This is a genomic window from Methylomarinum vadi (assembly GCF_000733935.1).
GTDB classification, from domain to species: Bacteria; Pseudomonadota; Gammaproteobacteria; order Methylococcales; family Methylomonadaceae; genus Methylomarinum; species Methylomarinum vadi.
In genome coordinates this window covers 3,637,492-3,650,758 of sequence record NZ_JPON01000001.1, presented here as the reverse complement: position 1 = coordinate 3,650,758, position 13,267 = coordinate 3,637,492, and the positions used below count along the sequence as shown (strand labels likewise).

Below are 13,267 nucleotides of genomic sequence, written 5' to 3'. Positions count from 1 at the left end.
GCCTGAGGCGTGTCTGTCGAGGAACGCCGTGAACCCGTCCTTGGGGTCTTGACGGCGGCATCCCTGCCGCCGACATCCTCGCCAAACACCCCCAAGCCCTCTCTGTTATCCTAATTGGGAATTGCTGGAATTATGTTATCGTTTGGCAATCCCTAGTCGTTCGTGTTAAGAACATTGGGGAAAGACAATCGAACAATAGGTTTAATGACGCCGTTACACTCCTATCGCGAGAGTGAATCATGGGAAAACTGACTTTATCGTCGAGAAATAAAATAGTCTTGTTATCGTTGACCGGCGTAATACTGCTTTATGCGCTGGCCGGCTTCCTCGTGTTTCCCGCCGTTCTCTCCCATCAAATTCCCAAATTGGCGCAGGAAAAACTGCACCGTTCAGCGTCGGTCGACGACATCCACTTCAATCCGTTCTCGTTGGAATTTTCCGTCGATGGATTTACCCTCACCAGTCGAGATGAAAGTCCTTTCGCCAGTTTCGGGCAATTTTATGTCAACCTAAACATGTGGCGATCGATCATCGACCTGACCCTGACCTTCGATCAAATCAAACTGAGCCAACCTTATGTTTTTGTCGAACGCGACCGCAAAGGCGACTTCAATTTTTCCGACCTGCTTAACCAAAAGCAGAGCCCGGATGAAGAAAATCAATCGAACAATGGCGAAATGTTTCCGGTCACCCTTGAACAGGTAACGATTGCACAAGGCAAATTGACCTGGGAGGATAATTTTTATCCGCAATCGCAACGGGAGGATATTTACCCGCTGGACCTGACGTTGCACAACTTGACTACCCGACTTGATGGGCAATCGCAGTTGGGATTCTCGCTGATGTTCGCCTCCGGCGGTTCTTTTACTTGGCAAGGCACGCTAGGTTTAAATCCTTTATTTTCCGACGGCAACATAACGCTCGAAAAGGTCAGTTTCCGTCGAGTTTGGGAACTTTTCCTGAAAAATGCGGTGCAATTCGAAATACAGAAAGGCAGCGAGCTGATCGAGGCCGAATACCACTTGCGCGACGGTACGACCGGTCCCCGTCTCTTGATCGACAATGCCCAGGTCGAAATCTACGATGTAAAAATCTCGGAAAAAGCTCAGCCGGATGTCTTGATCGACATACCGGATTTCAAACTCTCCGGCATCAACGCCAACCTAGCCGACAAAACCGTCAAGATAACCGACATTTCAGCCAACGATGCCGCTTTCAAGGCCAGGCTGAACGCCGACGGCAGCATCAATTATCAGTCCTTGTTCAAAATGGGAGGCGAACAAAAACAGACGACGGCTGCAACCAAACCAACTGCCGGAAAAGAGCAACCGTGGTCGGTCATCATCGACCGGCTGGCCATGGAGAATTTCGCCCTGCGCTTTGTCGACAACACCTTACCAAGGCCCGCCACGATTGCTCTGTCGAATATCGACTTCAAGAGCCAAGACCTGAGCAGTGAAGCAGGCGCCACTGTGCCGCTGAATTTATCCTTGACCGTCAATGACGGCGGCAAAATCTCGCTCACCGGCGAAACCTCGCTCGAGCCGTTCCAAGCCGACTTACGGTTCAAAGCCGATGCCATCGCGCTAAAAGATTTTCAACCCTATGCCGATAAGGCCGCCAAACTCGATATCCTCTCGGGGCTGTTCAGTGCCGATACGCATATCGCCCTGCTTCAACAAGATAAGCAGGAGTTGGCCATCACCCTGCAAGGCGATAGCCGAATCAGCGACTTCGCCAGCAAAGACCGGATTTCCAACCAGGACTTCCTGAAATGGGGGGAGTTGAGCCTGCAACAGATGAATTTCGATATCGCGGGGAACAGCTACAGCATCGACAACATTACGCTAAAACAGCCTTATGCCCGTGTTCTGATCAAACAAGACAAGAGCCTTAACGTTAACGACGTGATTGTCGCCAAACCAGCAACCGAACAAACAGCCGCTGCCCAAACCGAGGCAGAGAAACCTCGGCAACCCGCGCCGACATTCAAAATCGGCCGCATCGACATCAGCGGAGGCGAATCGGATTTTGCCGATTTGTCGCTGATAATGCCTTTTTCCGCCTATCTCAACCGATTACAAGGTTCAATAGATAGCATCTCTACGGCGCGCAACGACATCACGCGAATCAAACTGGCCGGCAAGGTCGACGACCTGGCGCCGGTCAAGATCGAAGGCCAAATCAGTCCATATAAGGGAGATTCGGAATTTGCGCTGGATTTTAACAGCATGCCCATGCCGTTGATTACCCCTTACATGGCCCAATTCGCCGGTCGCAAGATCGAGAAGGGCAATTTCACCCTGGGTTTGCGTTATAAGATTCAAAACCGGCAATTGACCGCCTCGAACAAGCTGTTGATCGAACACCTGGTCTTGGGCGATAAAGTGGAGAATCCGAAAGCGGTGTCCTTGCCGTTAAATCTCGCCATCGCTCTGCTGGAAGACAGCAACGGAAAAATCGCTCTCGATGTGCCGATCACTGGAAGTCTGGAAGACCCTAAATTCAGCGTAGCCAGCATCGTGGACGACGCGCTGGTAAATGTCATCACCAAGATCGTCTCTTCCCCTTTCAATGCGATCGCCTCCTTGATCGAAGGCGGTAAAGACATCAGCAACATAGCGTTTCCTGCAGGACAAGCCACCTTAATAGAGGATCAGCGCCATAAACTCGATGAACTGGCCGTCGCCTTGAAGAAACGCCCCAAATTGCAATTGGAAATCAAGGGGGCGGCCTTTTCCCGCCTAGATTGGCCATCGTTGCAGCAGGAAACGTTGCGCACTCAATTGCAACAACGCCGGGCCGACGAATTGAACCGGGAAAACCAGACAAATCTGGCGGCGAAGGATATTCGCCTATCCGAAGAAGATTACCAACGCTTGCTGGCGGATCTGTTCATCAAGAATTATCCGAACTTAAACGAACGTTCTTTTTTCGGCACGCCGCGTTTGCTGGACCCGAAAATGGGTGACTTTTATGCCGTGGCAGAACGCAAATTGGCAGCGGACATTCCTCCCGATCCTGAACGCCTGGCTCAATTGGCAAATTCCCGCGCCCAGGCGATTGCCAAGTATCTGATCGCAAAAGGCATCGCCGTGAACAGAATATTCATGTTGGACGCCAGTGTCGATACTAAGAATTCCGCAGAGGAAGCAACATCGACATTAAATTTAACAGTGAACTGACATCTGCTTGAGGACACAAACAAAATTACATTATTTTTCTATGGATTTAAAATGCGTGAACCTGATCACATGCAATATAAGCGTATCAAGCTAGAATATAAGTAAATAATAATAATTTGAAAAACTAAATTTTTGAGGTATTGGTTAATGAAAAAATTATTAAACTTCTTTGCTATTTTATTCGTCCTGTTCAGCACTTCAGTTTTGGCGCATCATCCGGCGGAAGATATTGTCGACGAAGATATTTATGCGATGATCGATAGCATGGTTGCCGATACTCCCCACGCAGATTTAACTTTCGAACAGAGAGAAGATGCGATGGATACAACCATTACGAGTGAGTCAATGGTTCAATTGGACAATATGTTGGAAGACAGTTTGATGACTTACGTTGACATGCTGGAGGGTGACGTTTCAGTAACGATCGACTTTAACGACGATAGGTCGGTGACTATGACTATTATGCAAACGCTGTAACGGCCCTCTTTCGATCCCATCCTCTCCCCCACTGTTTAACACCTATCGTTAAACAGTGGGGGATTGCATACCCTGAAACTAAAGCAGTTAATCTTTTGTTGGAATCGGATTCTTTAATTCGATGGGGTATTGGCTCCAAGTAAAAAATCGCTCCAGCCGACTTTTAGTATTCCCGATCATTTCTGCTTTTTCACCAAACTTTTGAATCCATAAATTCTTGCAGCAACCGCTGGGTGTCGTCCTGGTGACTGCCCTGCCAATAAATCTGCCCACAGTTCTGGCAAATCCAAAAATCATCGAAATGCTTGCGCGTCAGCGGCGCCAACCGTTCTTCGATTTGCGCCTTGGGGATCGCCACTAATGGGCCATTACAGCGGGTACAACGGGTATGAGGCGCAACCAAGCGATACAAGTCGAAGCGCCGCAGCACTTCCTTGACTTGCTGCCGCGGTTGATCGGAGCGAACGAAATAGCCGTGAGTGATGATTTTTCTGCGCAGCAGCATGCGGTCCCTGGTCAATACAATGCGATGTTGCCCATGAGCGATTTCGGCGATTTCGGCATCCTGATAATCGTTGCGATACAAGCAATCGAAGCCCAGTAAACGCAGATATCGCGCCAACCTCCCCAAATTACTGTCCGCTACGAAACGGCAATTTCGTAACGGTTTTTCCCTTACCTTCAATAACGGGCTGATGTCGATGCTTTCGAATATCGGATAAACACTGATGCGGTCATTGTGTTGTACGGCATGGGAGAAATCGACCGACTCGCCATTGACCAGGATCAATTCCACTTCCGTATGCGGCACTCCCAAGGCCTCGATCACATCTTTCACCGATGCCTTGCGTTCGATCGCATATTGAAACTGAGTCCTGCGTCGCGCAAGCGGAAGAAAATCGTTCAGTTCTTCGTAGAATCGTAGATAAAGGATGGACATATGAGGATACAAGACGACTTCGTTCGGCTAAAGGCGGAACCGTGGCAAACCGATCACATTCACGGCGTCTTCTGAAGCAAGCAACTGATAAAAAACATTTTTATACCGAATAGCTACCAATAAACGTTGCTGTTCTTAAAAGTAATTTGCATGGCTGTTAGAAATCTTTTGCGTTGCACCAAAATAGTTCATAAATACATATAATTTGTTTATAAATATCAGTATCTTAAATATTTAGCACAATAATAGTATTTTTACGCACCTTTATAGTGCAAAATAAACTGTTTTCTTTGTAAATGAACGTAAAAAAAAGCCATCCCCATTTAAGCGGCCGAAATCACGCATCGGCTACCAAACCGGAAAACAAGGTAACTAAGCAATATTCCAGACTTTTTTGCTTGATAAGATTTTATCACTAACAATCAAAAACTTACCTTCAAAAAAAATTTAATAAGGTATGAAAATTGCTTTGAATCTGCGTCCATACTGGAGACAATGCAATTGATTCGACGAGCTTTCCTTAACTCTGTACTAGCGACATTTTTACCCTTCTATGCGTTCGCTGCGGAAGACGGTCTTATTGAAGCGATCAGTGGACACAATTTAAACCAATCGGAATTTCTACAACGCAACTCCATCCTCGTAGGCGGCTGGATTGCCGCGGGCTTCAGTTATTCCACCGACAACCCCGACCATCGCGACAATGGCCCCGTCACGTTCAATGACCGCAACGGCGAACTCCAGTTGAACCAACTCAATTTCTATGCCCAAAAACTCGTGGATATGGAGTCGGATAACATCGAATTCGGTGGCCGTATCGACCTGCTCTACGGCACCGATGCCCGTTTCACCCAGGCAACCGGGTTGGATGACAACCTGATCAGCGAAGCCGATTATCGGTTTTACGATCTGGCCCTGCCGCAAATTTATCTGGAAGTTTTTTCGCCCGTGGGAAATGGCTTAAGCGCGAAAATCGGTCATTTCTATACCATCATCGGTTACGAAGTCGTCAATGCGCCGGACAATTTCTTCTATTCCCACGCTTACACCATGCAGTATGGCGAACCCTTCAGCCATACCGGCATTTTGTTCAATTATCCATTGAACGGCAATATTTCAATTAACATAGGCTCCGTCAACGGTTGGGACAACTTTAGCGAAGATTTAAGCAATTGGAATTTTATCGGCAATATTTCGTGGTCGAACGACGACGAATCCACTTCGCTCGTTTTGTCCATGATTACCGGCGACATTGACGCTGCCTCCAACGAAAACCGGACGTTGTACAGTCTGGTCGCTACCCACCATTTCACTGACGAACTGCATTACTTGCTGCAACACGACTTCGGCTTCCAGGAACAGGCGGCGATGTCGGGCAATGACGCTTATTGGTATGGCCTGAATCAATACCTTTTTTACGACTACAGCGATACTCTTTCCTTTGGCCTGCGCGCAGAATGGTTCCGCGACGATGGCGCGAGCCGCCTCACTGCCGGCTCCTCGGCAAGCTATTTTGCCGTTTCCACCGGCATCAACTGGGAACCGCGCAACTGGATAAAAATCCGGCCGGAAATCCGTTACGACTGGGCCGACGGCGACACCCATGCTTTCGACAATCAGACCCGAAACGATCAATTGCTGTTTTCAATGGACATCGTCCTGACTCTTTGATTTCTTTGCCACTATCCCGCGTTCTGAGATGTCTACGCGCCTTGGATAGCTTATTAAGCCGGAAAGGATTATCATTGATAGTGATTCAATATAATAATAAACCATCATGAAAGCACTTCTGACTTTGCCTTTGTTTACCCTCGCCTTCCCTGCTCACGCCGACCAATTAAACTCGGCCGATACGGCTTGGATATTAACCTCGGCGGGCCTGGTGCTGTTCATGACCCTACCGGGTTTGGCCTTATTTTACGGCGGGTTAGTCCGCACCAAAAATGTATTGTCGGTCATTATGGCGTGTTTTTCCGTCACCTCCTTGATTTCGGTCATTTGGGCGATGCTCGGCTATTCCCTCGCATTAACTGACAGCGAAACTTGGCAGCCTTACCTGGGCGGCACCAGCCAAATACTCATGAGCAATATGTCCGAGGAAAATCTGGTCGGCAATCTGCCGGAAGCCGTTTTCGCGATGTATCACATGACGTTCGCCATTTTTGCCCCCGCCTTGATTGTCGGTAGCCTGGTGGAACGCTGCAAGTTCTTCCCGCTGCTGTTTTTTTGCGCCTTGTGGGAAATTCTCGTCTATGTACCGACCTGTCATTGGCTTTGGGGTAATGGCTGGCTGGCCGAACTGGGCGTGATGGATTTTGCCGGCGGCATAGTCGTCCATGGCAGCGCCGGAATCGCGGCCCTGGTGGGCGCCATCATCCTGGGGCCGCGAAAAGGCTTTCCGCAACAGTTGATGATGCCCCATAACCTGACGATGACGGCGATTGGCGCGGGTATTTTGTGGGTGGGTTGGCACGGCTTTAGCGCCGGTAGCGCCTTAATGGCCAACGGCGCCGCCGGGATGGCAATGTTATCGACGCATATTTGCGCTTCGTCGTCTTCGCTCACCTGGATTTTGCTGGACTGGCTGCGTTTCGGCAAGCCCAGCGTCCTTGGAGCCATGACCGGCATGGTGGCGGGTCTCGGCATGATCGCCGCAGGCGCCGGCTACGTTTCGCCATTCGGCGCCTTGCTGATCGGCGTTATTGCTGGCACTGCCTGCTTTTACTCCATACAGCTCATCAAACAAATTCTAAAAATAGATGATGCGCTCGACGTTTTCCCTGTCCATGGAGTCAGCGGCATTTTTGGCGCCCTGTTGACCGCGATATTCGCCGACGAATCTTTCGGCGGCAACGGCTTAATGATAGAGGACGGCATATTTCAGCAATTCCTCATCCAACTGCTCGGGATAGGCGTGGTCTTAGTCTGGAGCGCGGCAATCAGTTATGTATTATTCAAGCTAATCAACAAAACCGTCGGTTTAAGAACCACGGATGAGGATGAAGTAAACGGTTTGGATATCGCGCAACATGACCAACAAGGTTACAACCTGTAAAGCCATGCTTTCGATTTTGAAACAATTGCTCAAGCCTTCGTTACTTGCCGCCAGTTTTTTCTGGGCCGCAATCGCTAGCGCCTCACTTACCGCGGAACAAGCCGAACAAATCGTTCAAAACACCAACTGCAATGGACAAACCGTCGCCGAAGCCATTAAATCCCATATCAAACGCCATTCGCAACGGGACCTAGGCTGGCGGGTATTCATAGAGGAAGACTATATTGACGTGGAAAGAGCCATATTGGTCAACAAAGGCCGGCAAATTCGCTACCGTTGGCGCATCGACCGGCAAGGTCTGGTGGCCCCCGTCAATAAAAAAGCCAGACAACTTTGCGCCGGTTCTTAGAACAACAGCGGAACCAATGCTTTCCGGCCTCTCTACCTATGACCTCCTTGCCCTCCGAATTATCGGCATCAACTAACGTATATGCCCCCGAATATCCGTTCGTAACTGTCCCAAGAGTACGTTAACCGCGGCATTCCGGCCCAACCGCCGCAATTGGTTCAGCGCATCCTGAATCTGGGGGACGGTATGGGCGCGACCGTCGAACTTACGAAAGCCGACCCCACGGACGGTTTTAAGGCAGAGCCAAGTATTTGTGAATTTCATGAGTATCGGCGGCTTATCCGCGCCATTGCGGTAAAGCATCGGGCCGTTAACCGGCGGGTTACCCGATCGCAATGCGTTCATCACCTGCTGGTTAGTCGCATCGATATAGGGTATTTGATCCGGCATATCCACCTGCAAAAGAACGCCGCCATTGGCCGGGCAATAATCGGAGGAATCGTATAAATTGGTCGAAAGATACAAACCCGGCCCGGCATTCGACCCTCCTCCAACCGGCTGGTTATAGCGCTGAGAGAAGAGCGCTTCGTCCCGTCCGCCGAGCGTCAATCCCAAGTGATTATCCCCGCCCCAGGAATAGAATATCCCGCGTGATGGAACAGTATGGGCATACTGTTTGCCGACTTCGACTATCCTATTGACCTCTTGAATGCTCATACCCCTCCTTACTTCATTCATAAATTAATTGGCTGGGATCATAATGGGCGTTGTTAGGGAGAGCAAACATTTGTAGCAGGGTTCGGAGCAGGAGATTGACTGCCCCCTAAACAAATTTCTTAAGCATGAATTCATTCCACGACAATCACGGCATCTCCTGTACAAATCCGCCCGGATTGGATGACCTGGGCGGTGATTCCTCCATGGCCGCGCATGGCATTGTACCCCCCCTGACCGAGGACTGTCTCCATTCTGGAACAAGGGTGACAAAGTCCCGTGGTCTTGAAAACGGCATCGCCTATCCGAAAACACCGTTGCTTCAGCGCTAATAGGTTGACGCCGCGAACCAGCAAATTCCTGCGCAACAGATCCGGCGCGACGGTTTTTCCAACAAAGGATTCGAGTACCGACAAATGCTCCCACTGCATCAATGTCACCTGCCTCTTTTTACCACGACCCGAGTAATGATCCCCCATCAACCCCTGTTCGCTATCGGCCATGACTGCTTCGACAGGAATCACCGCTTGTTTTTGCGCCGGCCTTACCCCTATCCATAGCAACTCTCCATGAGCCGGATATTGATCGGTCAATGCGTGGATATCGTGCTGATACATCATTCGTTTATCAAAGGCATAGACGTCAGTTTACGAGCAGGCCAATAAATCCGTTCCAAGCGGCGCTGCCAAATATTTCCGCTCAGTCGACGCTGTTGTAACGAAGTATATCCATAGCGATACAGCATGGCCCGGATATATTTGGGCGGCTGTTCCGGAAAGGGATTTTCCGCCAACAAAGCCAACACCTGAGGCGATCCTTGCAGTAATTTTTTCAGAAAACGATCGAACCAGGAGCCGACCCGAGGCGGAGCCAACGCGGCAAACCACATCTGCCAGTCCAGCCGGGGTTGGTGGGGAATGTTCCAGCCTAATGCCTTATTTGGCCGACCTGGCTTGTATTTGAATTGGTAATCGCGCCATTGCATGCCATCATTCGAACCTTGCACGATAATTTCATCACGGCGAGTCGTCATCACGGCAAACGGGCCGTAATTGTTGACCAGGGATAAAATGGCCGTCGTTCCGACCAGCGTGTTAAAGGGTTCTTTTAGCGGCGATTTGGCATGATATAACCAGATATGCCCCGCGCATACCGATAAAACCAGGATACCCCACAATCCGGCGCAGGTGTTGGCCACAGTTCCCGCAAACGGTTGGCGCCGTTGTATCCTGGAAACGAGATGTTGCGGCAACAACGTCGAAATATCGCGATCTTCCAATAAAAACAGACAAAGCAGAATCACCAACAAATTGAAGAAATTATAATTACCGGTCAAAAGTATGCAGCCCTGCAGCAAGACGAATGAAGCGAAGGCCATCAAACGAAACGGCCTGGGCAGAAAAACGAATAACGGCACGATCAGTTCGATGACAAATACTCCACCGACACAGAGTTTATGGAACCATGCCGGCAGATGATAGGCGTAGTAAGCGACGGGCGTCGGCAACGGCTGCGTTTCATAATGATAATTCAGTGCGGTGAAATTCGCCCAGGTCGGGTCGCCGCTGGCCAGTTTGACGACGCCGCCCATGAACATGAAGCGCGCCAGCAGCCAGCGAAACAACAGGATTACGATCCCCGAACCCCACGTCAGGAACAGCGCCAAAGCCCCTATTTCAAGCAGAAAAGCATCCCATTGAAACAGCATGAAGTCCTGACCGGCCGCCACCAGCGACAGATACAGCACATAGCACGCGATCAACGCCAGGCGCGGAGAAAGATTGCACAATAACAAGACGGCGGCCGCCATGCCGGCATAACAAGCCCACCTGAGCATAGCATCGGAAGCATCGAACCAGAACAGGGTCGGCATGCGCCAAAATTTCTGCTCGGGAAAGATTTGTGCGATCGACTCGAGCTTGGCGGAGAGTGGCAAAATGCCATTTGCACCGATCAAGCCGTCAATTTGCACCGCCATCGAGGCAAACGCGGCAAAGTAGACGACCGCCAGTCCGCGCAAAAACAGCCAATTGATGAGACCGTAATCTCGGCCGTATCGGTTCCAGAACGCATTGGAAAGAATTTTCATCATTCGACTCGCTTAAGTCGTCATTGCACCATCGCCAGACCGGGTTCAGTTAGTACGCTCATCGCAGCATATCGCTAAAAGTATTTTGTAATCAATTTCTTGCCGATAAAAAAGCATGGGGGATCGGAGGATATTAACCCACATCTTGCCAATTCGGCGCGATCTTCACAAGGCAAGAACTGAAGTGTTAGTATCAGTCAAGCGAACCAACAAAAGGAACAGACCATGACTGAATCCAAAGCTAGCGACGTTCCGACGCCTCCCCCGGCATCAGGCTATTTCACCTGCCCCATGCATCCTGAAATTCGCCGCTCCGAACCCGGCAACTGTCCCAAATGCGGAATGGCATTGGAATCGGTCAATCGAACGGAACAGTCATCACAACGAAAATATGTCTGTCCGATGCATCCCGAGATCGTGCGCGACGCGCCCGGCAACTGCCCCAAGTGCGGCATGGCTTTAGAGCCGCAGCAAGTTTCCTCCGAGGAGACGGAAAACGGCGAATTAAGCGACATGAAAAGACGGTTTTGGCTATGCTTGGTTCTGACTTTTCCCGTCTTCGTGATCGCCATGGGCCATGGACTAGTCGAAACTTGGCTGTCGCCCTGGTTTTCCACGCAGGATATCCGTGTGCTGGAATTCGCCTTGGCGACACCGGTGGTGCTATGGGGCGGCTGGCCATTTTTTCAACGCGGTTGGCAATCGTTGCGCCATCTCAACCTTAACATGTTCACGTTGATTGCCATGGGCATCGGAGTCGCCTGGATTTATAGTGTCACCGCCACTTTTTTTGCCGACCTCTTTCCACCGACGGTGCGCAATGCGGACGGCACGGTCGATGTTTATTACGAGGCGGCAGCCGTCATCACTACATTAGTGTTATTGGGCCAGGTTCTCGAATTGAAAGCGCGCAGCCAAACCAGCCAGGCCATCAAGATGCTGCTGCAACTGGCGCCGAAAACGGCGCGACGGGTCAGCGACGGGAAAGAAGAAGATATTCCCCTGGAGCAGGTTCAAGTCGGAGATATTCTGCGTATCAGGCCGGGCGAAAAAATTCCGGTGGATGGCGTGGTGCAAGAGGGGCACAGCAGCGTCGACGAAGCCATGATTACCGGCGAGCCGATACCGGTGGAAAAAGCCAGCGGCGACAAATTGATCGGCGCAACCATCAACGATAGCGGATCACTGTTGATGCGCGCCGAGAAAGTCGGCAGTGACACGCTGCTAGCCAGAATCGTCGATATGGTCAGCGAAGCACAGCGCAGCCGGGCCCCTATCCAAAAACTGGCCGACATCGTCGCCGCCTACTTCGTGCCTGCCGTCATGCTCATTGCCTCGATCACCTTGCTTGCCTGGTGGTTTTGGGGCCCGGAGCCGCGTCTGGCCCATGCCGTCGTCAATGCCGTCGCCGTGCTGATCATCGCCTGCCCTTGCGCCCTGGGGCTCGCCACGCCGATGTCGATCATGGTCGGCACCGGCCGGGGCGCGCAAAATGGTGTCTTGATCAAGAATGCCGAGATGCTGGAGATCATGGAAAAAGTCGACACCCTCGTCGTCGATAAGACCGGCACCTTGACGGAAGGCAAACCCAGACTACTCTCGACCCTTCCTGCGGAAAATTTCACTGCGGACATCATTTTGCGCTATGCCGCGAGCCTGGAACAAGGCAGCGAACACCCACTGGCCGCGGCTATCGTCAAGGGTGCTAAAGAGAAAAACATAGCCTTGCTGCCGGTGGAAAACTTCGAAGCCGTTAGCGGCAAAGGCGTGATCGGACAAATCGACGAACACCGCGTCGTGCTGGGTAACGAGCGCTTGCTATCAGAAGAAAATGTCGACATCTCGGAATTGAGCCCGCAAATAGAGATGCTGCAACGCCAAGGACAAACGGTGATGTTCATCGCCGTGGATGGGCAAGCCGCAGGCATCATCGGCGTGGCCGACCCGATCAAAGCCTCCTCCCGCGAAGCCCTCGCCGATTTGCATCGATCGGGCGTCAGCGTGGTCATGTTGACCGGAGACAATCGAGTCACCGCCAGCGCCGTCGCGGGCGAATTAGGCATCGACCAGGTCGAAGCAGAAGTATTGCCGCAGCAAAAAGCGGAGGTGGTCAAGCGCTTACAAAACGATGGCCATATCGTCGCCATGGCGGGAGACGGCATCAACGACGCCCCTGCCCTGGCCCAGGCCCATGTCGGCATCGCCATGGGCAGCGGCACCGACGTGGCGATGGAAAGCGCCGGTGTCACGCTGGTTAAGGGCGACCTGCGGGGAATCGCCCGCTCCCGGCAATTAAGCAAGGCAACGATGAAGAACATCCGGCAAAATCTATTTTTTGCCTTTGTTTATAATGCGATCGGCGTTCCGGTCGCGGCTGGTATTCTATACCCGTTTTTCGGCATCCTATTGTCGCCGATGATTGCCGCGGCAGCGATGAGCTTTAGCTCAGTGTCGGTCATAGCCAATGCATTGAGATTACGCAACCTATCGCTCTAACCTCTCAACCGTTATTGATAAA

Annotated in this window: 10 protein-coding genes; 6 read left to right on the top strand and 4 right to left on the bottom strand. The window is 51.1% G+C overall.

What is annotated here, in order from left to right; all coding sequences use genetic code 11:
* Positions 1-239: 239 nt before the first annotated feature.
* Both EP25_RS0118230 and EP25_RS0118225 read left to right on the top strand, forming a co-directional pair.
* Positions 240-3,185 (top strand): DUF748 domain-containing protein, encoded by a 2,946-nt coding sequence (locus EP25_RS0118230; protein ID WP_051906866.1) that lies wholly within the window; start codon positions 240-242, stop codon positions 3,183-3,185.
* Between the two features lie 147 nt (positions 3,186-3,332).
* Complete coding sequence (locus EP25_RS0118225; RefSeq protein ID WP_031435192.1) at positions 3,333-3,662, top strand: hypothetical protein; 330 nt, start codon at positions 3,333-3,335, stop codon at positions 3,660-3,662.
* Between the two features lie 190 nt (positions 3,663-3,852).
* Here EP25_RS0118225 and EP25_RS0118220 read toward each other — a convergent pair whose 3' ends face one another.
* A complete protein-coding gene (locus EP25_RS0118220) occupies positions 3,853-4,614 on the bottom strand; it encodes a Mut7-C RNAse domain-containing protein (RefSeq protein WP_235185948.1) in 762 nt (253 codons plus the stop codon).
* A gap of 483 nt (positions 4,615-5,097) precedes the next feature.
* Between EP25_RS0118220 and EP25_RS0118215 the strand changes: the two genes are divergently transcribed.
* From EP25_RS0118215 to EP25_RS0118205, 3 genes are all read left to right on the top strand, one after another.
* A complete protein-coding gene (locus tag EP25_RS0118215; RefSeq protein ID WP_031435190.1) occupies positions 5,098-6,273 on the top strand; it encodes a porin in 1,176 nt (391 codons plus the stop codon).
* A gap of 106 nt (positions 6,274-6,379) precedes the next feature.
* Positions 6,380-7,657, top strand: a complete 1,278-nt coding sequence (locus tag EP25_RS0118210; protein WP_051906864.1) for an ammonium transporter — start codon at positions 6,380-6,382, stop codon at positions 7,655-7,657.
* 4 nt (positions 7,658-7,661) lie between these two features.
* Positions 7,662-8,006: a hypothetical protein gene (locus tag EP25_RS0118205; RefSeq protein WP_051906861.1), complete on the top strand. Its 345-nt coding sequence runs from the start codon at positions 7,662-7,664 to the stop codon at positions 8,004-8,006.
* Between the two features lie 72 nt (positions 8,007-8,078).
* On the opposite strand, the gene EP25_RS0118200 is transcribed toward EP25_RS0118205, so the two are convergent.
* The 3 genes from EP25_RS0118200 to EP25_RS0118190 all read right to left on the bottom strand — a co-directional run bounded on the left by EP25_RS0118200 (position 8,079) and on the right by EP25_RS0118190 (position 10,749).
* Positions 8,079-8,663 (bottom strand): hypothetical protein, encoded by a 585-nt coding sequence (locus EP25_RS0118200; RefSeq protein WP_031435187.1) that lies wholly within the window; start codon positions 8,661-8,663, stop codon positions 8,079-8,081.
* A gap of 131 nt (positions 8,664-8,794) precedes the next feature.
* On the bottom strand, positions 8,795-9,280 hold the full coding sequence (locus tag EP25_RS0118195; RefSeq protein WP_051906859.1) for an MOSC domain-containing protein: 486 nt from the start codon (positions 9,278-9,280) through the stop codon (positions 8,795-8,797).
* On the bottom strand, positions 9,277-10,749 hold the full coding sequence (locus EP25_RS0118190) for a lipase maturation factor family protein (RefSeq protein ID WP_051906857.1): 1,473 nt from the start codon (positions 10,747-10,749) through the stop codon (positions 9,277-9,279). The genes EP25_RS0118195 and EP25_RS0118190 overlap by 4 nt, the downstream gene beginning before the upstream one ends.
* A gap of 225 nt (positions 10,750-10,974) precedes the next feature.
* On the opposite strand from EP25_RS0118190, the gene EP25_RS0118185 reads away from it, so the two are divergent.
* Positions 10,975-13,245, top strand: a complete 2,271-nt coding sequence (locus tag EP25_RS0118185; RefSeq protein WP_051906855.1) for a copper-transporting P-type ATPase — start codon at positions 10,975-10,977, stop codon at positions 13,243-13,245.
* Positions 13,246-13,267: the final 22 nt, after the last annotated feature.